Source organism: Pseudochelatococcus sp. B33, assembly GCF_053570585.1.
On sequence record NZ_JBSEFH010000005.1, the window covers coordinates 39910 to 63485 of the forward strand.

A 23576-nucleotide genomic window follows, 5' to 3' on the forward strand; every position below is an offset into this window, starting at 1 on the left:
CCGCAGTTCGCAGATTGCTTTTACCTCCGGAGCGCCGCGTGTCGCAGGCGCGCCGGTGCGGACGGGCGCTGATCCTCGCAGCGGCGCTGGCAATGGCCGGGCCGGCTGTTACGGAACCGGCCCGGGCGCAGAACGCGGCTGCGGCACCGACGACATTCGCGGCGCCGGTCGTCACCATCTATCCGGGAGACGTCATCGGCGAGAACATGGTGGCCGAGCGCGAGTTCACCCAGTTGCGGCCGGTCCGGGGCGGCTATGTCGCCTCCGCGGAATCGCTGATCGGCAAGGTCGCCCGGCGCACGCTGATGCCGGGCCTCGCGATTCCGCAGAACGCGGTGGAGAACGCCAAGCTCGTGCAGAAGGGCACCCCCACCCAGCTCGTGTTCGAAGACGGCGCGTTGATCATCACCACGCTGGTATCGCCGCTGCAAGCGGGCGAGCTCAATGAAGCCATCCGCGCACGCAACATCGACAGCGGTCTCATCGTCTACGGCATCGTGCAGGAAAACGGCACGCTGCGGGCGGCTGGGGGCTAGCGATGATCCGGTTTCTCCCGAAGGTCCGATTTCTCCTGAAAGTCCGGTTTCTCCTGAAAGTCCGGTTTCTCTTGGCGACGCTCATCGCCATTCAGCCGGGGCTTGCCTTCGCCAACACGCGCATCAAGGACATCATCACCCTGCAGGGCGTACGCGACAACCAGCTCGTGGGTTACGGCCTGGTGATCGGTTTGCAGGGCACCGGCGATTCGCTGCGCAACTCGCCCTTCACCGAACAGGCGCTGCAATCCATGCTGGAGCGCATGGGCATCAATGTGCGCAATGCGACGTTGCGCACCCGCAACGCGGCTGCCGTGATGGTGACGGCGGACATCCCCGCCTTCGCCGGCACCGGCACGCGCATCGACGTCACCGTGTCGTCGCTCGGGGATGCGCAGTCGCTCAAGGGCGGCACCCTGCTGGTCACACCGCTGATGGGCGGCGACGGCATGAACTACGCGGTCGCGCAGGGGCCGCTCGCCGTGTCGGGCTTCACCGCCGCGGGACAGGCGGAAAGCTTCACCCAGGGGGTGCCCACGGCGGGCAGAATACCCAACGGCGCGCTCGTCGAGCGCCCGCTGCCGGGCCGCTTCACCGACATCGGCCAGTTCGTGCTCGAGCTGCGGAATCCCGATTTCAACACCGCCTCGCGCATCGCCGACGCCATCAACCGCTACACACGCCAGCAGTTCAAGACGGCCACGGCGCAGGTGCGCGATCACCGCAGCATCGTCGTGCAGCGGCCGCAGAACGTCAACGCCGCGCGCTTCATGGCGGCGATCGGCGATCTCACCGTCAACCCCGACGTCCCCGCCAAGGTGGTCGTCGATCAGCGCACCGGCACCATCGTCATCGGCCGCGATGTGACGATCTCCACCGTCGCCCTCACCCACGGCAACCTCACCGTGCGGGTGACGGAGCTGCCGCAGACGTCGCAGCCCGCGCCGTTCTCCGACGGCGAAACCGTGATCGAGCCCCGCACCATGGTGTCGACGGAAGAGCAGAACGGGCGGCTCGCCATCGTCAGCGGCACGAGCCTGCAATCGCTGGTGCGCGGCCTCAACCAGATCGGGCTGAAGCCGACCGACATCATTTCCATTCTGCAGACCATCAAGACGGCGGGCGCCTTGCAAGCGGATCTCATCGTTCAATGACCATGTGCGCACTTTCGAGAGTCCTCGTCCTGCTGGCGTCAGTGCTGCCCGTCGCGGCGCAGGCGCAGACGCCGGCCGGGAACCCGCCGGCGCCGTCCGCCGAGGCGGGTTTGCCCGCCGCCCCGGTCAATCCGTATTGCGAGGCGGTCGTAGACGCGGCCTCCGACGCCCGTTTCGCGTGGCAGGCCAAGACGCTGGAGGCCATGCGCGTCGATATCGAGGAGCGGGCGGCGAAGCTCGAACAGAAGCGTGCCGAAACCGAGGAATGGCTCAGGCGCCGGCAGGAATTTCTCGACAGGACGGAAGAGCGGCTCGTCGCCATCTATGCACGCATGCGCGCCGACGCAGCCGCCGCCCAGATCGCGGTCATGCAGGACGACGCGGCCGTCGCCCTCCTGTCCAAGATCGACACCCGCAGCGCCAGCGCGATCCTGAACGAAATGGAGCCGGGCCGGGCGGCGCACCTCACCAATGTCATCACCGGCGTTCTGAAGCGCACGGCCCAGAACAAGACGAGGGCACCATGAGATCGCAGGCGCAACCCCTCCGTTCGCCCAAGGGCGCGCCGCGGCTGCACGCTGCGGCCCTGTTCCTCATCGGCGCTTCCTCGCTCGGCGGCTGCACCGCCATGAACGATCTGGGCCGCGAGCCGACGATGACCTCGGTCGGCACCGGCCTTGCCGTGCCGCGCGCGCCGCTTCCGGGCAATTTCCCCACCTGGAACGGCCACGCCTATCATTCGCTGTGGGGCCAGTCCGGCGAGGCCCTGTTCCAGGATCCGCGCGCGACCAATGTCGGCGACATCGTCACCGTCATGATCTCGATCAACGACCAGGCGAAGTTCGACAACACGTCCGAACGCCGCAGGGACTCGAGGGCCAACCTCGGGCTCGACCTCGGCTTCAGCACGCCGAGCCATTCCACCAGCCTGTCGGGGGACGGGGCCGTGACCTCCAACTCGCGCTCGAAGGGCGAGGGCAAGATCGACCGCTCGGAAAGGCTGCGCCTGTCGATCGCCGGGGTGGTGACCGAGGTGCTGCCCAACGGCAACCTGATGGTCAGCGGATCGCAGGAAGTGCGGGTGAACTACGAGCTCAGGGTGCTGAACATCGCCGGCATCGTCCGCCCGCGCGACATCTCCCGCGACAACACGATCGCCTACGAGAAAATCGCCGAGGCCCGGATTTCCTACGGCGGACGGGGGCGGTTGAGCGAGATTCAGCAGCCCGCCGTCGGGCAGCAGCTCTACGACAACCTGACACCGTTCTAGCCAATGATGCCCACGTGACAGCATGACCGATCTTACCGTCGTCGAGACGCCGACAGATCCCCCCAAGAAGGCCGAGGGCGCGCGCGCCGTCATCCTCGCCGTCGTCGTGCTGACGATCCTTGCGATCCTGCTCGGGGGCGGCATCGGGTTTCTGATGTCGAGCAGCATCGAGCAGAATGTCGCCCGCAAGGAGAAGAAGGTCGAGGCCGCGCGCTGGGCGCCACCGCCGACACGCTACAACGACGACATCGTGCTGGTGAAGCTCAATCCGATCACCACGAACCTCATGGCGCCCGATTCCATATTCATCAAGGTCGAGACATCGCTCGTCGTGCCGAGGGAGGTGGCCGCGAACGCCGAGGCGATGGACGCCCTGTCGGCCGAGATCTCCCAGGACATCCTCATTTTCCTGCGCACCGTCACGCTGGCCCAGATCCAGGGTCCGGCCGGGCTGCAGAACCTGCGCGAGGATCTCAACGACCGGGTCAACATCCGCTCGGAGGGCAAGGTGCGCGAACTCATTCTCGAAACGATGGTCGTCCAGTGAAGCTGCCCCGCATCGCGGCACTCCTTTCCGTTCCGCTTTCCGTTCTCGTCCTGCCGGTGCTGGCGCTGCCCGCCCGCGCCCAGATGCCGGACCTGTCGGGCCTGATCCCGGCAGGCGATGCGTCGGCGGCCGGGCGCATCATCCAGATCGCCGCGCTGCTGACGGTGCTGTCGATCGCGCCGGGCTTGCTGATCATGGTGACGAGCTTCACGCGCCTGATCATCGCGCTGTCCTTCCTGCGCTCCGGCCTCGGGCTGCAGAGCACGCCGGCGAATATCGTGCTCACGACGCTGGCGCTGTTCATGACGTTCTACATCATGGCGCCCACCTTCGACCGGGCATGGCAGGGCGGCGTGGCGCCGCTCATCGAGAACCGCATCACCGAGCAGGAGGCCTATGAGCAGATAACCGAACCGTTCCGGGAATTCATGCTCTCCCAGGTACGCAGCAAGGATCTGCGCCTGTTCGCCGATCTCGCCGAGGTCAACTTCCCGCAGCCGCAGACCGAGCAGCCCGCCGCCGTTCCCGGCGCGCCGGGCCCCGGCGGCGAGGCGGACATGGAAGAGGTGGAGCTGCGCATCCTCATCCCCGCCTTCCTGATTTCGGAGCTGCGGCGCGGCTTCGAGATCGGCTTTCTGATCGCGCTGCCGTTTCTGGTCATCGACATGATCGTTGCCACACTGGTGATGTCGATGGGCATGATGATGATGCCCCCCACCGTCATCGCGCTGCCGTTCAAGGTGCTGTTCTTCGTCCTGATCGACGGCTGGAACCTGCTGACGAGCGGGCTCGTGCGCTCGTTCTTTTGACGCCGTGAGGCGAGACAGAAGCCGCATTTTCTCTATACTGCCGGCACACACCTGCCCTTTCATCCCCTAGACGGAGCAAACGATGGTCCGGCTTATCCACCTTATTGCCGCGTTCGGTATCGTCACGAGCGCGGCGCTGGCGCAGAACGCACGGGAGCCGGTCGGCCTCATCGGCGAGATCCGCCTACCCACGGAGATCGCCATCGGCGGCTTCCCGTTCGGCGGCATATCGGGGCTGGACTACGACCCGCACAGTGGCCTGTTCTACGCCATATCCGACGACAGGGCCGAGTTCGGCCCGGCCCGCTTCTACAAGCTGCGCCTCGACTACACGGCGGCCGGCATCACGAAGCTCGACATCGTCGACACCGTGATGCTGCGCACCGAAGGGGGCGCGCCCTTCGCCCGCGGCGACGTCGATCCGGAAGGCATCAGCCTCGATCCGCGCACGGGTCTCCTCGTGTGGGCGAGCGAGGGGGATCTGGCCGGCAATCCGGCCATCATCGAGGCGGGCATCGACGGCTACCTGCGCCGCCGGTTCGAGCTGCCGGCCTACTACCTGAGCAGCGCCGAGGGAACCGGCATCCGCGACAATGCCTCGTTCGAGGGCCTGTCGCACACGCCCGACGGCAAGGTGCTGTTCGCCGCGCTCGAAAGCAGCCTGCGGCAGGACGGCCCGCCCGCCACGCTGGACGAAGGCAGCCTCGCGCGCGTGCTCGCCTTCGATCCGCAAACGGCCAGGCCCGTCGCCGAATACGCCTATCGCACGGCCCCGGTGCCGCGCGCCGCCACCGGCCTGAGGCCCGCCGACAACGGCGTATCCGCCATTCTCGCGCTGGATGAGAAGCGGCTTCTGGTGGTGGAGCGCAGCTTCGCCGCCGGCTACGGCAACACGATCCAGGTTTTCGAGGCGTCGCTCGATGGCGCGACCGACGTGCTCGGCCGCGAGCGCATCGCCGGCTCGGCGTTCGAGCCGCTCGCCAAGAAACATCTCTTCACCCTCGAGGAGGGCACCTTCGGGCTCGATATGGACAACATCGAAGGCATCACCTTCGGGCCGGACATCGACGGCCGCAGGACGCTGGTGCTGGCCTCGGACAACAACTTCAACCCGCGCGGGCAGGTGACGCAGTTCATCGTGCTGGCCTTCGATCCGTAAGCTCGATGCCCGGTGCCCGCAGACGATTTCGGCCCGCCAGTCTCGTCGTCGATGAGACGCGGGCGCCTCAGGGCTCGACGGTGGAGTGGTGCAATCCGCTGGTGCTGTGCGTGTCGGCCGGCGAGGCCGATTCCAGAGGGGCGTGCGCGAGCACGGCGCCGACGACGGCGGCGATGATCACGACGGAAAACACCAGCGCCCTGAGAGCCGCGGCGAGACGGGACGAAGCCGTATGGCCGGAAGACTCCGTGTTCCTGGAATAAGCTGCCATTGCACGTCACCCCTTTCCCAACCCCATGAAGAATCTCACGAAAACGCGCATCAACGAATGGGAGACGGCGATTGTCAACAGCAAAAATCGCTGCCCGGCGCCGGGCGCGCGCTGGAGCGCGTTCCAATCAAATGGAATCGTTTGATCGATAAGAATGCGATCAAAATCAAAGAATGAGAGCCTTTCAGCGTTTCCGTGAAATGATGAAAGGCTCTAGGCCCTCCTCCTTGCCGGGCAAGGCCTGCGGGTATAGACAGGGGCATGGCCTTTTCGGAAGACGAAATCGAACGCTACGCCCGCCACATCGTCATGCGTGACGTGGGCGGGCCGGGACAGGCGAAGCTGAAGCGCGCGCGGGTGCTCGTCGTGGGCGCGGGGGGCCTCGGCGCGCCGGTGCTGTCCTATCTGGCGGCCGCCGGCGTCGGCGTGCTCGGCATCGTCGACGACGACGCGGTGTCGCTGTCGAACCTGCAGCGGCAGGTCATCCACGGCACGCCCGACATCGGCCGCCCGAAAACCGACAGCGCCCGCGACGCCATCGCCCGCCTCAACCCGCATGTTGCTGTCACCGCCCATCCGGTGCGGCTCGACGCCGGCAACGCCGCCGCGATCATCCGCCAGTACGATGTCGTGGCCGATGGTTCGGACAACTTCGCCACGCGCTACCTCGTCGCGGACGTCTGCGAGGCCGAGAAGAAGCCGCTCATAGCCGGGGCGCTCGGCCAGTTCGACGCCTCGCTGACCACCCTGCGGCCGTTCGAGACCGGCCCGGACGGGAAGCCGAACCCCACCTACCGCGCGCTTTTCCCCGATCCGCCGCCGCCCGGCACGGTGCCGACCTGCGAGGAGGCCGGCATTCTGGGCGCGCTGCCGGGCGTCATCGGCAGCCTGATGGCGATCGAGGTTTTGCGCGCCATCGTCGGCTTCGGCGAGCCGCTCGTCGGCCGGCTCTTGATCGTCGACGCCTTCACCATGCGCTTCGAGACCATCCGCTACTGAGCCGCCCGCCGGCGGAAGGCGGCATCATGGCCCGTGTCCCGGCGGATGCGCGCCATTGCCTCCGCGAGCGGCTCGCTGACGACGAGCATGTGATGGCCGCTCGCGTGCAGCAGCGTATCCGCATCCCGCAGGATGCCGACATGGCCGGGCCAGAACGCGAGATCGCCGCGCTGCGGCGTTTCACCGTCCGGCAGCGGCTCGCCCAGTTCCCGCGATTGCGGCCCGCTGTCGCGCGGGGCGGAAACGCCCGCTGCCGCGAGCGAGAGCTGCACCAGCGCCGAGCAGTCGATGCCGAGCGCCGACTTGCCGCCCCACAGATAGGGCACGCCGAGGAACCGCTCGGCCACAGTGACGAAATCGCTCTCCCAGGCGGCCGCGACCGGCGCGAGATGCGCGCCGTAGACGAAGCCCTCGCCGAAATCGCCGCGAATGCGGGCGAATTGTTCCTCCGCCGCCAGCGCGCTTACCCGCCCGGTGAGCGGAAGCACGGCAAGCGGCGGCAGCTTGATCGACCGCCCGGGATAGACGAAGGTGCGCGGCACGACGACCCGATGCGTCGCCTCGACCGGCTCGCCCAGCGCCGAGGCCGGCAGATAGCCGGCGTAGCCGTCGGAGAGCAGGGTGACGCGCACCCAGCCCTCGCCGTCGTCCCCTGCGGCCTCGACCCGTTCGCCGATCAGCGCCTCGGTGTCGAGCGCGGCCGCCGAATGCGGCTCGCGCCGCAGCGGCGCGAGCGGGGCGATGACCTGCCGGTGCGCGAGTTGTTCGGGAGCCATGCTCATGCCACCCCGTAGCGGTTCTTCAGCCATGCGTAGACGAGGCGCGCCGCCTGCACCTCGCCCCCCTCCGGCCGGCCGGGCTTCGCGGACGGCGTCCAGCCGTAGATGTCGAAATGCACGTGCGGCACGCCCTTCGTGAAGCGGCGCAGGAACAGCGCCGCCGTGATCGAGCCGGAAAAGCCGCCGCTCGATATATGGTTGACGTCCGCGACCTTCGACGCCAGCAACTTGTCGTAGGGCGGCCACAGCGGCAGGCGCCACACCGGATCGTTGACCGTGAAGCCGGTCGCGGCGATCTCGGCGGCAATGGCGTCGTCGTCGGTGTAGAACGGCGGCAGCTCCGGCCCCAGCGCCACCCGTGCCGCGCCCGTCAGCGTGGCGTAATCGACGATGAGGTCGGGCTCCTCCTCCCCGGCGAGCGCCAGCGCGTCGGCGAGCACCAGCCGGCCCTCGGCATCGGTATTGCCGATCTCGACCGTGAGCCCCTTGCGGCTCGGGATCACGTCGCCGGGGCGGAAGGACGCGCCCGATATGGCGTTCTCCACCGCCGGGATGAGCACGCGCAGGCGCACCCTCACCCCGGCGTCGAGCAGCAGATGCGCGGTCGCGAGCGCGCTCGCCGCGCCGCCCATGTCCTTCTTCATCAGCAGCATGGCGCTGGAGGGCTTGATGTCGAGGCCGCCGGTGTCGAACGTCACGCCCTTGCCGACGATGGTGACCTTCGGCCAGCTCTCGTCGCCGGCGCAGATATCGATGAGGCGCGGCGGCTTCGCGGAGGCGCGGCCCACCGCGTGGATCAGCGGAAAATTTGCTTCCAGCAGCGCGTCGCCGACCGTCACCGAAAACCGCGCCCCGTGGCGGGTAGAGAGCGCATGCGCCGCGTTGGCGAGTTCCTGCGGCCCGAGATCGTTCGCCGGCGTGTTGATCAGGTCGCGCCCCAGCGCCACCGCCTCGGCCAGACGGCTGACCTCGCCCGCGTCCACCCCCTCCGGCACGACGAGACGCACCTGCGGGACGGGATTGTCGCGGTATTTCGCGAAGCGGTACGCGCCGGTGAGCCACGCCAGCGCGGCCGCGTCCAGCGCGTGCCGCGGCACGCCCTCAAGACGGTAGACGCCCTCCGGCAACAGCTCCGGCAGCTTGCCGTAGATGAACGGATCGTCTGCGGCCGTGTCCCCGTCGCCGATGCCGAACAGCACCACCGCGACGTTGCCCTGTGCATCGGGCAGCAACACTGCCTTGCCGGCCTCCGGCCCCTTGCCGTCGGCCGCGAACCCTTGCGCGGCGGCGAACCCCCGCGCCAGCGGCGCGAGCGATGCGGCGACATCCCGCCAGCCCTGCTGCGAGACGGCATGGACGGCGACGGGAGCCGGGGAGAGGGAGGCGCTATCGGCCTCGGTGACGAGCAGCGGATGCATGATGACCTTCTTGAACGTGAGCGGCTATCACTTCAGCCTACTTCAGCCGCGCGCCGACCGATACAGCCGCGCGGCGATTTTCACCAGATCCGTTTGTTTCCCCTCGCAATCGCAACACCATATGCAATACTGTTATCGTATCAAGCTATGCTGTACTCGGCGCAACATACGCATACGCGAGGAACCACCGATGACCGATAACGCGTTCAACATCCCCCCGGCGGCCGAATTCGCCAAGCGTGCGGCCGACAAGCGCGCCGAGGAAGAGGCGCGCCGCCGGCACCTGCACGAAACCGGCGATACCCAGCGCGAGGAGCTCGTCGCCTCTTTGCTGAAGCCGAAGGAAGTCGTCGTCGAGGAAGCGCTCAGGCGCGTGTCCGTGCTGGTGCGCACCGCGAGCGAGCACGGGCTGAACGAAGTGCTGACCGGCCGTTTTCCGTCCGAGACGCTGGCCGACCACGGCCGCGCCATCCTGGCCGGCGATCCGGAATGGCCGGAGACGCTGCAGGGTCAGCCGCGCGTGCTCTACGAGCTCTGGCGCGACCACCTCAAGCCACTCGGATACGGGCTGCGCGTGGAAATCATCAACTACCGCAACGACCTGCCGGGCGATGTCGGCTCGTTCCTGTTCTGGGGCGTCGATATATCCTGACGGGGCGACGGTCCGACAGAACGCGTTCCGATCAGAATTCACTCAAAATCAAATCTCCCGGTGCGTTCCGGCCGCCATCAGTTCGGCGTTTTTGACGGCGACAGGATGTGCGGATCAGCGGATGGAATCCGGGAGATTAAGACCATGGCGCGACACGAAATGGTGCGGACAGCCGGGCTGATCGGCGCAACAGCGGGGGCGCTGCTGCTCGGCGGTTGCCTGTCGAGCGCCGAGATCGCGCAGCTCAATGCCGAACAGGATATCGAGCGCTGCACCGGCTACGGCTTCAAGCCGGGAACGGAAGCCTTCGCCAAATGCCGCTTCGATCTCGACCAGCGCCGCGACGCCGAGCGTGATGCCCTGCTCGCCTCGACGGCGTGGGGCGGGTTTTACGCCCTGCCCCCCGGCCCGTGCTGGCACTCGCGGTGGGGTCTGCGCTGCGATCCGTGGTGAAATCAGGGGGCGGGGCTTCAAGCCGGCCCCGAGACTCCTGCCTGCTTGAAGGTGGCCATTTCCCCGTGACAGGCGGCGGCGGCCTTGACGATACCCGCCGCGAGCGCCGCCCCGGTTCCCTCCCCGAGGCTGAGGCCCAGCGACAGCAGCGGCTTCTTGCCGATGCGCTCCAGCACCTCGGCGTGCGCGCCTTCCGCCGATACGTGGCCGGCAAGGCAATGGTCGATGGATGAGGGATCGACGGCGTGCAGCACCGCCGCCGCCGCAGTGATCACATAGCCGTCGAGCAGCACCGGGATGTGTTCGAGCCGCGCGGCGAGGATGGCGCCCGCGGCCGCCGCGATCTCCCGCCCGCCGAGGCGGCGCAACACCTCCAGCGGATCATCGAGCGCGCCGGCGTGACAAGCGAGCGCCGCCTCCACGGCCGCGATCTTTCGCGACACGCCCTCCTGGCGTGACGCAGCGGCGGCGCTGCCGAAGGTGCCGTTCCCGACCCAGTGCGCCGCCGGCCCGCCGTAGAGCGCGGCGTAGACGGCGGCGGCGACGGTGGTATTGCCGATGCCCATCTCGCCGAGGCTCAGGAGATCGGTGCCGCCGGCGATCGCCTCCATGCCGAAGGCGAGCGTCGCGACGCAGGCTTTCTCATCGAGCGCCGGCTCTTGCGTGATGTCGCCGGTCGGCAGGTCGAGCGCGAGGTCGAAGACCTTGAAGCCGAGATCGTATGTGGCGCAGATCTGGTTGATGGCCCCGCCGCCGGCGGCGAAGGTCTCGAGCATCTGCCGCGTCACGGCCTGCGGATAGGCCGACACCCCGTGCGCCGCCACGCCGTGATTGCCGGCGAACACCACGACGAGCGGCCGCCGCACGGCGGGCTTGGGACTGCCCTGCCAGGCGGCGAGCCATTCGACGATGGCCTCCAGTTCCCCGAGCGAGCCGACCGGTTTCGTCAGTTCGCGGTTGCGCGCCCGCACGGCCGCCACGGCGAAATCGTCCGGGCCGGGCAAGGTGCGCAACAGCCCGCGGACATCGTCGAAAGGCATTCCGGAGGTGTTAGTCGGCTGCATCTTTCCATCCTGCGCGTGGAATCGTTTCAGGCTGCGGCTCTCCATAGCAGGCCGCCGCAGCGGTGGCGAGACGTTTGCCGGCGCCGGCACGCCGCAACCCCCGGCCGGATCCCGCCGCTCCGGCGTTCCACAAATATATCCCTGCCGGGGTGCGCGGCGATTGTGTTATCGCACCCCGGGCACTATGATCCGCCGTCCTCGACAGATTCGATCTCGGGGATTTTTGCGTTCACCCCCTGCGGGACGAACGTTGGGGCGTCGCCAAGTGGTAAGGCAGCGGATTTTGATTCCGCCATACGGAGGTTCGAATCCTCCCGCCCCAGCCAAATTTTTTCCACAGCCTTGACAGCCTTATTTTCAAGGGTTTAGCGGGAGCCTTTCGGGCCTTGGTAGCCCAGCGGTAGCCCAAAACGGTATCCCAAAGATGGGCTAGTTGATCGTGTCGGACGTACCTACCAGCATCCCGAATTCTTCTGCCATTTGTTCCAGACAAAAATGGGCCTGCCCGGTGTCGCGAACCCCCGCGCGTAGAACGCCTCCCCGATCAACGGGACTGCGATATAAACGGTTCGGAGGAGTCCCTGAATCTCCAACTCAAAAGCGTTAATTCTGATCCGCATGGTGAATGCCTCCTTTCTCCGTGGTGCTGCCGTACCCCTGCGCTACCGCCCGGACCTTGCCTGCATCAACTTCCCGTGCTCCTTTTCTTCCTCTTTCCAGCGCCTACCGTCTTCTCCGTAAGTGCCACCGGGTTCCCACTTCCGCACGTCTGCGGACCCGTGCGTCATCCCTAGCTGGTCCCGTTCGATCCGCCTAAGCGCCTGTGCCGGATAGATGCCCAGCGCGTCGGCCAGCGACTGCGCAGCCAGTTCCAGCGCCTGCTGCTTCGCCAGTTTCTCCCGCCATTCCGTATCCTTGGCGGCTTTGGCAATCGCCTCCCGGTGTGTCTGGTCCAGTAAGTCCATGCGCCATGCACACCACTTCCTGACGTGTTTAGCGGGGCCGGAGTTGGTTATCATGGCGACCTCGCGGGCCGCGCCAAGAGTGAGGAGGTAATTCTGCTGCGGGCGTCCGCCTCTATCAGTGGGGGTTTTACTCAAACTTGAGTAAAAGTCCTTGCCCGCCCGCAACCCGCAGTCATCCACGCGGCGTTTCCAGAAGTCGTTGAAGCGCGTGTCCGTCTCCAACAACTCCCAAAGCCGCCTCGCGTCTACGCACGGCCTGCCCTGTTCGGCTTCCTCCACATCAACAATGCCCGAAAGCAGGCGATGAAGCTCCCACGGGACTTGAATATCCCGCATCTCCATCTCCTCCCGCTCCCGCCGATGATATGCCTCCTCCATCTGCCGTGCATGCGCCCGCAATCCGGCCGCCTCGCGCCTGTCCTCCTTGTCGGGGAAGTAGAATTTCCGCCCGTCCAGCATCGTCGCTTCCGCTACGGCGTTAGCCTGCGCAGTCAGCGCCTTTGCTTCTTCGAGTGTTGGCGCATTCATGATCCCGTAGCGCATGTCTTCAATCTTCATTTCCAAACTCATTTCTCCGTAGGCTGTCATTTCTTTTGCGTATGGTCTTCTCGGCTATGCGCGGTGTTTTCCTGCTGCGGAACGCTGCAAGGACTGCATCCCTTTCCACCGGGACGCGGTGGACGTGAGAAGACGTGTGCGATTTTCGCTCTATCACGTCCATCGCGTCCTCCTTGAAACTGTTGATTTCATTCATTCTTTTCTCATTGGACGCGATGGACATGGCGTTCTTGCGCTTCCTTTTCCTGTGCGGGCGCGAGGGGATTCAGCACCAATCCTTTGATATCACTCATTTTTTCGGGTTTATATCCTGTACTTTGTCGAGACAGAAGCTAGGCTTTCCAATGACTTATCAAAGTTGACGTAGCGATTAAGCTGCATTTCAATCGCGTCTTGCGGGCCTAAAATTCATCTTCCGCGCTCTCTTCCTCCGGCCATTTCGGATGCGTGTAGAATGCCACCTTCTGGTCGTCCACTGTCCGCCTGCGGCTTTTAAAGCCCGCCTCCTTCAAGCCTTCCCCGATGATACGCCGATTATAGCTGTACTGCCCAAGTCCCTTGTCCCGAAGGTATGTCTGGACATGCGTAAAGGTAAACGGGTTTGGCAGGTCCCTCCAAAGCTCCCCGGTTGCCATCCGCTCCCGCAGGAACGCCTCTACCGGATTCCCGCTCTCCCTGATGATCTCTTGTTTTGCGTCCGTCATCGGGGGTGCGGCGTGGGCCGCAAAGGCGCCGATGTCCCGCGCCGTGAGGAAATCATAAATCGCCTGCATCCCCTCATCGCTCTTTATGAAGCCGTTAAGCTGATCATAGAACGCCTGTTCCCTCTTCCCCTGCCGACATTCGACAACCAGAAAGCGCCTGTCCTCGGCTTCAAGGGACAGCGGGGTCAGGTGATTGGAGAACATGAGGAACCGGGCAAGGTTTTCGGTCTCCATCGCAGGCCCGTATTTGATATCCACGGACGCTCGTTCTTCAGTTATCAACGGTTTGAGTCTGTTCGACAAATTCCAGTTACCGGCCTCGTAAACCTCATCAATGACGACCGCCAGCGCCCCGACAAGCCACCCCGAATGCGTCCCTTTGAGGTCTTGCGGGAACACGGTGCGGGCGTGCGTAGCCCCGACAAGAGCCTTCAACACCCTGCCGAGGGTGCTCTTGCCGACGCCATGCACCTTGCTGACTATCAGGACTGCATGGGCTGGCTTCTCCCAAGGCTTTTGAACAAGATGCGCCATCCAGTCGAGGACATGCCCGGTGATCTTCGGATCGTCATTGCAGAGGAGCGCAACCAGATCGAGAAACGGGCGTGGCGCTTCAATCTCCGCGCTCTGCTGGCAAGCTCCACCTGTGTCCGTGTGGCTGGCCCATTTCGGTGCCAGATAGGTATTCAGAATGGTCTGTCCAAGCTCATTCGTGAACACCGCAGGCTCCCCCGGTGCAAACCCAGTCGTCGTCGCATGGACAAGCCCCGCCGCATCCACCATCGGGATGCTCGGTTTCCACTCCGCCGCCCGTCTGCCCTTCTTCGGAAGCTTGTAGTTCGCCACGATCTCTTTGGCGAAGGCTTTGGATGTCAGCGGGTTCTTCAAGGGGTCCGCCCGGTAGACGTAGCGGTCCCACGCGGACAGGTATGCATACCGCTCCACGATCTCTTTGAGCGCCTGCTTTTCCGCCCGTCCCTGGGTCTCTGCCGTCTTTCTATTGCCTCTCGTTCCTGCGCCTGCCTCTTCAGCGCATTGAACCGTTCCGTCTGCATTCTGACTTTCCACGGCATGGCTGTTGTCGCCCTCCTTCTTCCGTTCGTGATCATTACGAGCGTCGGAAGGGAGCGCGGGGGCAGCTCCGGGGAATGGAATGAGGCTCATGCCGTGTCCTCATCACCGCCGTTGAAACCGTTCAAAATCATTCATTCACTCCTATAACCGTCACGCGGGATTGCGTGTGGTCACTAGAGTGGGCTACCGGACTCCCATCGTCAAGTAATTATTGAAATATTTTCTGTATTAAAGTCACAATTCAAGTCACATATCGCGCTATATCAACGGCAACACTATGTAACACAATCTTTCCCGAGAAACTATAAGTCTCTTGTGACTCGATTATTGTCAAAAACAACTGATAAAAGCCAAACAAGGTCATTAATACTGACCTATTTTGCTTCTGAAAGGTGGCGTCACGCCACTTTTCCCGCCCGTCGACACGCTAACTATGTCAGATTTCCTGACTTTTTAGAGCGATGCAAAGGCTCCGCATGGGTGCCTCTCTCCCCTAGAGTGGCGCCTAATAGCTAGCTATGGATGGCTACCGCTGGGCCTCCCGCAAAATGCTCCGCAGCCCCCAAGGCTTGCGCGGACATCCAAGAACGCCCCGCTGCTTAACAGATAAACGACCGCATACAGGAAAATAGACCAATCAATAGGAATAAAAGTGGCGTCACGCCACCTTTCGCCAGCCAAGGAGGTTCAGCCGTTATCGCCCCGCCTCGTCAACGCCGCTTCGGTGGAAGCTGTCACTGCACTCCTTCATCCATTCTTGGCAGCGCTGACGATCCGCCCAACGCTCGCCCTGCCGATCCCGAGCGCCTCCGCCGTTTCCGTGTAGCTCTTGCCCTCGCCAATCAGCCTCATGACCGCCTCCGCCTGCGCCCTCGCGGTCGGCTTCCGGCCCTTGTACTTGCCCTCCGCCTTCGCCTTGGCGATGCCTTCCCGCTGCCTCTCAAGCATGGTCTCGCGCTCGAACTGCGCAAAGCCGGCGAAGATGGTGAGGATCAACTTGCCCGAGGCGGTCCGGGTGTCCACCGTGTCGCCCCCGAGATTCAGGATGCGCAGCCCGACGCCCTTGGCTTCCAGCTTTTGGACGATGGCCCATAGGTCGAGTGTCGAGCGGGCAAGTCTGTCCAGCTTCGCCACGACGATGGTGTCTCCGGCCCTCGCGAAGTCGATGCAGGCTTCCAATTCCGGGCGGTGACTGGCAACGGAGGAAACATGCTCCCGGTAGATACGTTCGCACCCTTGGGCAGCAAGGTCCCGTTCCTGCGCCTCCAGTCCGGCGAGTTGGTCTGCGGTGGAGGTTCTGGCGTATCCGATGAGCATGATAAAAGTCTCACTGTGATTAAAGATGCAGTGAGCCTATGGGATCAAAATTCCAATGTCAATCCTATTGAGACTGATTAGAGGCGCTTACGGGTTCCTGTGGGCCGGACTCACTAGGGGAGGATCGTATGAGACTGCCTGCCCGCCCCCCGTTCGCTGCGCCGCCCTACCCGTAGCCGGAGTACGAATAGCTCTCCCATCCCTGCAATGCCCCTTGCGAACTCACAGGCGGTCCGTAGGACTCACAACGGGGCGGGAGCTAGGGTGGTTGTGCGGGCAGGGCATGGCGACTCCCTGCCGGCTTCTATGCGCGATTGTGAGCCTGTGGCCCCCGCCCCCGGCATGGGGGTAAATCGGTCCCGCGCTCTTTAAGAAAGGGAGTTCGGATTTTTGCACCAAAATATCCCAAGCTCTGCGCTTTTTCAGACTTGTCAACGTGTCCGCCGCGCTGATATACATCGTCATGTGGTTGGTATAAAAATTATTGTTTTTCAATGGTTAAGAGGTGATTGCAGTTCGCTGAACGAGCGACATCACCCTTTATAAGGTAAAGGAAGCCAGAAGTGCGGCTATGAACGATAGTCCACACGATCCGAGAGCCGTCGCTAACCTGATGCTCGATGAGGCGGACCGCTCGGAGACACAGGTTTCTAACCTTGTGCTCCAAAAGCTCCTTTATTTCGCTCACGCTATTTTCCTGATCGAAACCAAGCGTCCCCTCGTTAGCGGCTATTTCGAGGCTTGGAAATACGGCCCGGTCCATCCGGCCGTGTATTCCGCCTTCAAGTCAGCAGGTAGTAGGCCAATTGACTTCCGGGCAACTCGGCAGAACATTTTGACTGGCGAGCGAAGCGAAATCGAATTGCCGACTGACCCAATCATTCGCAAACACATCCGGCGCATCATAAACTCCTATGGCACACTATCACCGGGGCGTCTGGTGGATATCTCACACGCCAAGGATGCACCGTGGCATTATATTGAGGACAAAGGTCGAACATCGGTTGCATTGGGATTGCGAATCCCTGATGATGTCATCGTTAAGAGATTCAAGTTCCATAAGGTTTCCGTTGGCGCGACTCCGGTCGCGGGAGAGCCAGATGAAGATACGCCGCTTACCTGAGATCGATCTTGCCCGCATAGCACCGCTGCCGACCGATCTGAAGCGTCGTGCGCTTGAGCGTTTCAAACTCGGGCATCCGCTGATCACCTACAAGCATGTCCGAGCACTGTTCGCGGACATCTTCAACGTCCAGCCGGACTTGTTCGCAGCAGCCGATCTGACCCCGTGGTCTGTTCTTGAACACCTGATCCAGACGCGCGTAAGGTCGGACGAGGAGCGGAAGGCCAATCTATTGGTCGCCAAGGGGCTGCATATATTCGCGCAGACCAACTCCTTGTTCAGTCGTTCGCATGGTTTCCCCCCGCTGTCGCTCAGTGTCGGTGAGAAGGTAGCATACTGGTTGCCGATGGTGACGGCGATAGACGGCCTTCCGACTATCCTTTTCATTGATCCCCGACGCGGCAAGCGCCTGACGGCTGAGGCACGGCGCTTCGTCTTCTCCATGATGCATGAGCATATTCGGGTCGCGAACCCGGACTTCTCTGACGCACGTCTCGGCATCATCCAGTTTGGCGATGCGGTCGAAGATCAGCGACCCGTCGAGTTGTGGACCGATGAGGGAATTGATCTCTACGGGTTCGACCAACTCGACACGATGGTGCGAGAGACCTATGATATCTGGCACGAGGTCAGCGAGGAACGCGAGGCGGACGTGCGCCGTCGTAGGGCGGCTGGTGGGCATGGCCCGCTATTCGATGAATAGTCTCTGCAGCCGTTGAAACCGCTTCCTGATAGCTTCCCACGCCCCACACCAGAGCGGGCTGTTCTATGCTCTCGCAGCCATACCGTGCGCCCTCGTAGCGCGAGTGCCCCTTCAAACGCCGCGCATAAATATTCCTCAGCTCTGCGCATTCCGGGCTTGCCCACCCATCAACCAGACTGGTAAACACGGACGCATAGGTGAGACAAAAACCGTTGTTTTTCAATGATAAAAGGTGCTGGCGGCTCGTCACGCAAGCGGCACCAAAATCCCCAAGAAAATTCAGTTGGATAGCGTCGTCGGCCTTTATCGCCGGAGACCGGCAGGGGGCTTCGGGTAACGCACGGGGTAGAGGGAACCGAAGGTTTTCCCGGCGAGGCTCTGTCGGCCCTGCGGCAGATTGTCGCGCCGACGCATCTGCTCAGCGGGGCTTCGCGCTTCGCCTCATGCTGCGCACTCACGGAGCAACGCTGATTCACGGGATTGACGTCGAGGCAGCGAGCATGAGGCACCGCCAACCGGCAGGTCCTCGCATATGCGTGTTCGCATCTAACGTCGCAGCGCGAGCAATCGAATTCCTATTTGGGGGAGGATTGATGCCGCGCAGCACCGAGCCCGTGCCGTCGTTTGGCAAACGTGTTGCCCCACCGACAAAGCAAGGGGTATTATAAAAGCAATTATTTCAGTCGAAGTGACTCAGGATGACAGACACACTTTCCCCTTTGGCACGTTCTGAACGAATGTCGCGTATTCGCGACCGAGACACAAAGCCGGAACTTCGGGTGCGACGATTGCTCCATTCTTTGGGCTACCGCTTTCGGCTGCATCGTCGGGACCTCCCTGGTTCACCCGATATCGTATTGCCCCGTCACCATGCAGTCATTTTTGTTCACGGTTGTTTTTGGCATAGGCACGATGATCCGAATTGCCGATTGGCTAGGATGCCAAAATCTCGGCTTGATTTTTGGGGTCCGAAACTCGCTTCGAATCAGGTACGAGATGAACGGGTCAGACAATCCCTGATTGCTCTCGGCTGGCGAGTGCTTGTAGTCTGGGAGTGTGAGATTAAGGACGAGGAAGGACTAAAGAACAAATTCCTTGACTTCCTCGACGGTAAGGTGACAGGCGATGCGGGCAATTGAGCTTTTCGCGGGGGCTGGTGGACTCGGCATGGGCGTGAGTCTCGCCGGATATAGGCCAGAGTTGGTGGTTGAGTGGGATCGCTGGTGCTGTGATACCCTTCGGGAAAATCGCAAGCTAGCCGAGTCGGCGATTTCCTCTTGGCCCTCGCCAATCGAAGATGATATCCGGCACGTCGATTTCCGCGACCTTGAAGGCAAGATTGATCTTGTGACGGGTGGACCGCCATGCCAACCATTTTCAATCGGTGGGCGGCACCGTGCTCATGAGGACAGCCGCGACATGTGGTCGGAAGCGGTCCGCGCCGTGCGCGAGACTAGGCCCCGCGCGTTCATTTTCGAGAATGTGAAGGGCCTGACCCGGGAGGCATTCTCTACTTATCTTGGCTACATTCTATTGCAACTTCAATACCCTTCCCTAGAGCGAGAGAGTGATGAAAGCTGGCAGGATCATCGCGATAGGCTACAGCGGCATCACACCTCTGGTGGGCAAATTGAGTATCGTGTCGTTCATCAACTCGTGAACGCGGCAAATTATGGCGTGGCGCAAAAGCGGGAACGTGTCGTGTTCGTGGGATTCGCTGAGGGTATCACCGCCGATTGGTGCTTCCCTCGGGAAACGCATTCGTTGGACGCGCTGCTATACTCCCAATTCAAGAGCGGTGAATATTGGCATCATTATCAGGTGGCCAAGAAGGACCGTGTCGTCAACGAAAAACTCAAGGTACGAGGCGAAGCCCTAAGGGAAAAGCCAAGCGAAATGCCTTGGCGGACCGTCCGCGAGGCTTTGGATGGCTTACCTGAACCACGGTTGGATGGGGGCTCCCGCGCGTTCCTCAATCATCGGCTCCAGCCCGGCGCCCGCAGCTATGTTGGTCACACGGGCAGTCCACTCGACGAGCCAGCCAAGACATTGAAGGCAGGCGTGCATGGGGTCCCCGGTGGAGAAAATATGCTCAGGCGAGCTGATGGGAGCGTGCGCTACTTCACGGTTAGGGAGAGCGCGCGTTTGCAAGCCTTTCCGGACAATTACGTGCTTCATGGCGCTTGGAGCGAGGCGATGCGCCAACTTGGCAACGCCGTGCCTGTCACGCTTGGTGAAGTGGTGGCCAAATCGGTTCGTGACCACTTATCGGCGGGCTGTGCATGACGGACGGGCCGTATAACCCCCTCGACAAGCTTAACCTCGGCAAATCGGTGGCGGAGGCGCTCCTTGACCAACCTGAGCATCCAATTACCGATATCCCCGTCTTCGATGGGGCAGGAATCTACGTGATCTACTATCGGGGTGATTACCCACTTTATGCTCCGATCAGTAGGGCAAATGCCGCTGAGTTGCGCTGGCCAATATACATCGGCAAAGCTATCCCCAGTGGTTCTCGTCGTGGCTCCAGCTTGTTTTCGGAAACCACGGGTCGGTGGCTGTTCAATCGACTCAGGGAACACCGAGAATCCATCTCTATGGTAGAGCAACATGGACCGAATAACCTTAAGGCTTTCGATTTTCAGGTGAAATTCCTCATTGTCGACGACATTTGGATACCTCTTGGCGAAAGCCTATTGATCGCGACATTCAAGCCCCTTTGGAATCGCGTCCTTGATGGTTTCGGAAATCACGATCCCGGTTCTGGCAGATATAGCGGCCTGCGTCCGCTATGGGACGTTCTTCATCCCGGAAGGGGCTGGGCCATGAAGTGCCGAGAACGGCCAGAGAGCACGGAGGAAATCCAACAACGTGTTGCGTCCTTCTTCCGCCAGCATGAGCCTCCAAGAAGTGGGCACATGGTATTTGACCGATAGACCAGCGTCGCCACAATCGAATTCCGCCACAGCCAGCATTGGATTCGCATTTTTCAATGAGAGCGATCCCTTACATTGCTTAGCGATGGAACTTAACTTATAAAGCTCAAGATATTCAAGAAGAGATGACCTATGAGGCTAATTTCCGTGCTGGGCTGCTTGGAGCAAAGCACTGAGCATGGGCAGTGAATCCTCAAAATGGAATATCTTCTTCATCCTGAAGGATGCCTCCCTGTACGGCTTGATCCGCATTCTCAACGATGAACCTCGCGCGTTCATACAACTCATCAAAGGTCAAAATTTCAGGTTGGCGTAGGTTGCGGCGATAGTCCTCGAACGAACGGTAACGGGCAATATTCACTCCATGTTCACTTTGGAATTCAGCTAGATTGCCGATAATCAAGAAGGACCTTGGCTGAACGACCATGAGGTCCTCACCTGTAGGATTGCCGTCCTGATCAGTGAATTGATGATAGGTTCCCAGTTCATCAAGCGCAACGCGAACATTCTCCTGAGACTGCGCCACAGCACCGGATAGTTCAGCAGTAGGCGCCCATGTTCCGGGGCGATAAGACTCTTTTTTCAGCAGTTGAGTACTGTGCTTCTTAATTTCGACTAAACATAAGGCACTTATTGCGGCCCTCGTCTTCATTATCCCATCAGGGCGCTTGCCGTGTTTGATCAGGCTTGCCCCCCGAATGGTCGCCTGTAGACTTCCACCGTCGAGCCCAGTGGTGAATACGTAAGCAAGACCATATCCAAATATCCATTTATTTTGTTCGAAGAATTTCTGCCAATCAGCTTCTAATACGTTACCATTATTGAGTAATTTTCTGAACTCTTCGAGTTTTTTGCGGCGATAAGCAAGCGCAACGACATCCTCAGTCGTAATCTTACTTCGTGCAAATTCAGCGACTAATTCTGGATTTTCTTCTAACACCTTTCTTGCATCGGCATCTGGCAAATGAACTAAACGCAAGGCGTCAAAATTGACGTTAAATGTACGCTCGTGCGGGATCTCTAGCTTGACGATTCCTGAAAGGAACTCCATTAATCTAGAAATTTGTTCACCGTAAAGTACGACCTGTGTACCCGTAGGGTAATCAGTCTTAGTGTTCCATCGCTGAAACCATAGATGAGAAATATGACGACTGTCTTCGAGAAATTTTGCTTTCACCTGCTGAATGCCGGCGCCTGTGGTATGCAGAATTACTTCATCTTTTTCCTTCATGATCTCAGACATCACTTCCTCCGGAAACACGCGATGTCCAAATCGCCAACTAGAATCCTTCGGGGGGTGCGTGAAGCGTGCTGATATGTAGAGGCGTCCGGGATGTCTCGCTTTGGCATATTCGTAGTCCCTATCTGTATCACTCAAAATGTGGCCCACTTCTATTGCTGCATCTGAGATACCATATAACCAACTTAGGAAGCCGCAAAGTACCACCCTCTCCAGCTTGACCACTTGAGGAACGCATAGTGACGGTCCAGACAGTTTAGCTCTCCAGCCTAAAACAGCTTTCGCGCTTACGAGAATATATATCCGGATTTTTCTGGCAAAATGTCCAGGGTCGCTACCGTTTCCGGGTGTTCCTGCGGCGCCGCCAGCGTCGGCAGCTTCACCGCCTCCACAACCGCCCTTAACTGCTCCCTTAGTGGCCCCGCCGAATACTTCCCAAGGGACATGCCAAGGCGCTTATGCCCGACAAGCGCCTCTATGAAATGCGGAGGCTGTCCCGCCTGCTCCGCCTTCGTGATGAACCAGCGCCGGAAGCTATGGAAGTCAACGCGGCTCTGTCGGGCACCTTCGGGCACGTCGTCGACCCCAACCTTGCGCCGGTAGTTGGTGAAGGCTTTCACGACCTTCTGCGAACGCTCAATCGCGCTGCCCTCCTTCGGGACTGGCAATTCAGGGAACAGGGAAGCTTGGGGGTCTTTGCCCTTCGTCCCCGTGGCTCCGCCACATCGCCGCTCGATGACTTCCGTCAGGGCCGAATGAATGGGCACCATGCGGATGCCTGCGGGGGTCTTGGCAGCGGTGATGTCGAACCAGCCGGTCTCCACGTCCGCCACCGTCAGCCGGGCGATCTCCTCAATCCGCATACCAGACAGGGCCGCAATGGTCATGAAGTCCCGCAGGAACGGGGCGGGTTCCCCGGCAAACAGGGCTTTCATCTCGTCGTCGGTATAGGGCCGCTTAGCGTCCTTCTTGGCCGGTTCGGGTTCTTCAAGGGATTGTCTGGCCCATATGTTGGTGGAGACATATTCCTTGATTTCCAGCCATCGCCAGAACGACGACAGGCAAGAAATATCCTTGTTCGCGGTTCGGGGATTTGCCCCTGTCCCGACGAAAGCCTCCGTAACGTACCGCCCCGCCATCCTGCGGGTGATCCGTTCGACCGCCACGGGGAGCCTAGATTTCGACAACCATGCGTCGAATTTGGAGATGGCCCGCCTGTAGTCGATTTGCTGCCGGGGCTTCATGACCTTCTCGGCAAGCCACTTATCGACAACAGCCATGATGGGTGTCGCCCTGCCGGTGGCGATGTCCACGAAAGCCTCGGCCTTATCGAGACCCTCCCGCCGCTCTATCTCCTCCGCCCTGTCGGAAAGAAGATCACGAGCGACGTTGATGCCTATTTCGATCTCCCGCCCGTGTTCATCCCACTCCGTCACAATAAGCGTGGGGTTCTCTTCCTCTGCGGTAATGCCTTCCCGCCAGTCCAAGGCTTCTTCAATGAGCGGGTCCAGCGTGCGAGCCTTCGCCTGCCGCACCTTCTCCGCCTTGGCAAGCTCGTCCTTCATGTCCGCAACGATCCGGTGTTTCTGCCGGTTCGCTATGGCGAGGCTGTCGGTGTGCAGCGGACGCTTCAGGTGCGCCTTGCCGACAACCTCACGGAGACGGGCAGGGACTTTGATGACGACAAGCCATTGATTGCCGTGTTTCTTGAGGTATTTAGTATCGCGAGGGGCCATCGCTGATTTGCCTTCTATGGAAGATGGTATCCCAGAGGTAGCCCAATCAGGTAGCCCACGTCAACCCACGATTCCTTTGATATTCAAGCATTTCATTGGCTTAGGAGAG

Annotated in this window: 25 protein-coding genes and 1 tRNA gene; 16 read left to right on the forward strand and 10 right to left on the reverse strand. The window is 61.6% G+C overall.

All coding sequences use genetic code 11. From position 1 onward, the window contains the following. Positions 1–38: 38 nt before the first annotated feature. The 7 genes from flgA (at position 39) to ACUSIJ_RS06610 (ending at position 5475) form a co-directional block, all read left to right on the forward strand. On the forward strand, positions 39–536 hold the full coding sequence (flgA, locus tag ACUSIJ_RS06580) for a flagellar basal body P-ring formation chaperone FlgA (protein ID WP_449307588.1): 498 nt from the start codon (positions 39–41) through the stop codon (positions 534–536). 2 nt (positions 537–538) lie between these two features. After that, entirely contained in the window at positions 539–1690 is a 1152-nt protein-coding gene (gene flgI, locus ACUSIJ_RS06585; RefSeq protein WP_449307589.1) for a flagellar basal body P-ring protein FlgI, read from the forward strand. Next, on the forward strand, positions 1687–2217 hold the full coding sequence (locus tag ACUSIJ_RS06590; RefSeq protein WP_449307590.1) for a MotE family protein: 531 nt from the start codon (positions 1687–1689) through the stop codon (positions 2215–2217). The genes flgI and ACUSIJ_RS06590 overlap by 4 nt, the downstream gene beginning before the upstream one ends. Beyond that, on the forward strand, positions 2214–2960 hold the full coding sequence (gene flgH, locus ACUSIJ_RS06595; RefSeq protein ID WP_449307591.1) for a flagellar basal body L-ring protein FlgH: 747 nt from the start codon (positions 2214–2216) through the stop codon (positions 2958–2960). Before ACUSIJ_RS06590 ends, flgH begins: the two co-directional genes overlap by 4 nt. 22 nt (positions 2961–2982) lie before the next feature. Beyond that, positions 2983–3507 (forward strand): flagellar basal body-associated FliL family protein, encoded by a 525-nt coding sequence (locus ACUSIJ_RS06600; RefSeq protein WP_449307592.1) that lies wholly within the window; start codon positions 2983–2985, stop codon positions 3505–3507. 83 nt (positions 3508–3590) lie between these two features. After that, positions 3591–4316 carry an EscR/YscR/HrcR family type III secretion system export apparatus protein gene (locus ACUSIJ_RS06605; protein ID WP_449307803.1) on the forward strand — a complete coding sequence of 242 codons (726 nt, stop codon included), beginning with the start codon at positions 3591–3593 and terminating at the stop codon, positions 4314–4316. Positions 4317–4398: 82 nt separating this feature from the next. After that, complete coding sequence (locus tag ACUSIJ_RS06610) at positions 4399–5475, forward strand: esterase-like activity of phytase family protein (RefSeq protein ID WP_449307593.1); 1077 nt, start codon at positions 4399–4401, stop codon at positions 5473–5475. Between the two features lie 67 nt (positions 5476–5542). Here the strand turns inward: ACUSIJ_RS06610 and ACUSIJ_RS06615 are convergent, their stop codons facing one another. Next, entirely contained in the window at positions 5543–5746 is a 204-nt protein-coding gene (locus tag ACUSIJ_RS06615) for a hypothetical protein (protein ID WP_449307594.1), read from the reverse strand. A gap of 261 nt (positions 5747–6007) precedes the next feature. Here ACUSIJ_RS06615 and moeB point away from each other — a divergent pair, with 261 nt between their 5' ends. Beyond that, positions 6008–6745, forward strand: coding sequence for a molybdopterin-synthase adenylyltransferase MoeB (gene moeB, locus ACUSIJ_RS06620; RefSeq protein ID WP_449307595.1), 738 nt, complete (start codon positions 6008–6010; stop codon positions 6743–6745). Here the strand turns inward: moeB and ACUSIJ_RS06625 are convergent. Further along, positions 6739–7521, reverse strand: a complete 783-nt coding sequence (locus tag ACUSIJ_RS06625; protein ID WP_449307596.1) for an NlpC/P60 family protein — start codon at positions 7519–7521, stop codon at positions 6739–6741. The two genes, moeB and ACUSIJ_RS06625, sit on opposite strands and share 7 nt — an antisense overlap. 2 nt (positions 7522–7523) lie before the next feature. After that, on the reverse strand, positions 7524–8942 hold the full coding sequence (locus ACUSIJ_RS06630) for a leucyl aminopeptidase family protein (RefSeq protein WP_449307597.1): 1419 nt from the start codon (positions 8940–8942) through the stop codon (positions 7524–7526). 190 nt (positions 8943–9132) lie between these two features. Between ACUSIJ_RS06630 and ACUSIJ_RS06635 the strand changes: the two genes are divergently transcribed. Together ACUSIJ_RS06635 and ACUSIJ_RS06640 are read left to right on the forward strand one after the other, a co-directional pair. After that, entirely contained in the window at positions 9133–9594 is a 462-nt protein-coding gene (locus tag ACUSIJ_RS06635; RefSeq protein ID WP_449307598.1) for a hypothetical protein, read from the forward strand. A 144-nt stretch (positions 9595–9738) separates the two neighbouring features. Continuing rightward, positions 9739–10047 carry a hypothetical protein gene (locus ACUSIJ_RS06640; RefSeq protein WP_449307599.1) on the forward strand — a complete coding sequence of 103 codons (309 nt, stop codon included), beginning with the start codon at positions 9739–9741 and terminating at the stop codon, positions 10045–10047. 17 nt (positions 10048–10064) lie between these two features. On the opposite strand, the gene cobT is transcribed toward ACUSIJ_RS06640, so the two are convergent. After that, complete coding sequence (cobT, locus tag ACUSIJ_RS06645; protein WP_449307600.1) at positions 10065–11111, reverse strand: nicotinate-nucleotide--dimethylbenzimidazole phosphoribosyltransferase; 1047 nt, start codon at positions 11109–11111, stop codon at positions 10065–10067. A gap of 251 nt (positions 11112–11362) precedes the next feature. Between cobT and ACUSIJ_RS06650 the strand changes: the two genes are divergently transcribed. Continuing rightward, a tRNA-Gln gene (locus ACUSIJ_RS06650) sits at positions 11363–11437 on the forward strand. A 336-nt stretch (positions 11438–11773) separates the two neighbouring features. Here the strand turns inward: ACUSIJ_RS06650 and ACUSIJ_RS06655 are convergent. From ACUSIJ_RS06655 to ACUSIJ_RS06670, 4 genes are all read right to left on the reverse strand, one after another. Then, the gene (locus ACUSIJ_RS06655; RefSeq protein ID WP_449307601.1) at positions 11774–12634 is read right to left on the reverse strand and encodes an antA/AntB antirepressor family protein; all 861 of its coding nucleotides are present in this window, start codon (positions 12632–12634) and stop codon (positions 11774–11776) included. Beyond that, complete coding sequence (locus ACUSIJ_RS06660; RefSeq protein ID WP_449307602.1) at positions 12624–12830, reverse strand: hypothetical protein; 207 nt, start codon at positions 12828–12830, stop codon at positions 12624–12626. Before ACUSIJ_RS06660 ends, ACUSIJ_RS06655 begins: the two co-directional genes overlap by 11 nt. A gap of 205 nt (positions 12831–13035) precedes the next feature. Then, positions 13036–14502 (reverse strand): primase-helicase family protein, encoded by a 1467-nt coding sequence (locus ACUSIJ_RS06665; protein WP_449307603.1) that lies wholly within the window; start codon positions 14500–14502, stop codon positions 13036–13038. A 657-nt stretch (positions 14503–15159) separates the two neighbouring features. Then, entirely contained in the window at positions 15160–15729 is a 570-nt protein-coding gene (locus ACUSIJ_RS06670; protein ID WP_449307604.1) for a recombinase family protein, read from the reverse strand. A gap of 571 nt (positions 15730–16300) precedes the next feature. Between ACUSIJ_RS06670 and socA the strand changes: the two genes are divergently transcribed. The 5 genes from socA to ACUSIJ_RS06695 all read left to right on the forward strand — a co-directional run bounded on the left by socA (position 16301) and on the right by ACUSIJ_RS06695 (position 20491). Next, positions 16301–16852, forward strand: a complete 552-nt coding sequence (gene socA, locus ACUSIJ_RS06675; RefSeq protein WP_449307605.1) for a type VI toxin-antitoxin system SocA family antitoxin — start codon at positions 16301–16303, stop codon at positions 16850–16852. Continuing rightward, positions 16830–17555, forward strand: a complete 726-nt coding sequence (socB, locus tag ACUSIJ_RS06680; protein ID WP_449307606.1) for a type VI toxin-antitoxin system SocB family DNA replication inhibitor toxin — start codon at positions 16830–16832, stop codon at positions 17553–17555. The genes socA and socB overlap by 23 nt, the downstream gene beginning before the upstream one ends. Positions 17556–18253: 698 nt before the next feature. Beyond that, complete coding sequence (locus tag ACUSIJ_RS06685) at positions 18254–18694, forward strand: very short patch repair endonuclease (RefSeq protein WP_449307607.1); 441 nt, start codon at positions 18254–18256, stop codon at positions 18692–18694. Further along, positions 18681–19841 (forward strand): DNA cytosine methyltransferase, encoded by a 1161-nt coding sequence (locus tag ACUSIJ_RS06690; RefSeq protein WP_449307608.1) that lies wholly within the window; start codon positions 18681–18683, stop codon positions 19839–19841. The genes ACUSIJ_RS06685 and ACUSIJ_RS06690 overlap by 14 nt, the downstream gene beginning before the upstream one ends. Then, the gene (locus ACUSIJ_RS06695; protein WP_449307609.1) at positions 19838–20491 is read left to right on the forward strand and encodes an Eco29kI family restriction endonuclease; all 654 of its coding nucleotides are present in this window, start codon (positions 19838–19840) and stop codon (positions 20489–20491) included. Before ACUSIJ_RS06690 ends, ACUSIJ_RS06695 begins: the two co-directional genes overlap by 4 nt. A 193-nt stretch (positions 20492–20684) precedes the next feature. On the opposite strand, the gene ACUSIJ_RS06700 is transcribed toward ACUSIJ_RS06695, so the two are convergent. Together ACUSIJ_RS06700 and ACUSIJ_RS06705 are read right to left on the reverse strand one after the other, a co-directional pair. Next, the gene (locus tag ACUSIJ_RS06700) at positions 20685–21734 is read right to left on the reverse strand and encodes a Shedu immune nuclease family protein (RefSeq protein ID WP_449307610.1); all 1050 of its coding nucleotides are present in this window, start codon (positions 21732–21734) and stop codon (positions 20685–20687) included. 284 nt (positions 21735–22018) lie between these two features. Beyond that, positions 22019–23467: a tyrosine-type recombinase/integrase gene (locus ACUSIJ_RS06705; RefSeq protein WP_449307611.1), complete on the reverse strand. Its 1449-nt coding sequence runs from the start codon at positions 23465–23467 to the stop codon at positions 22019–22021. Between the last annotated feature and the right edge of the window lie 109 nt (positions 23468–23576).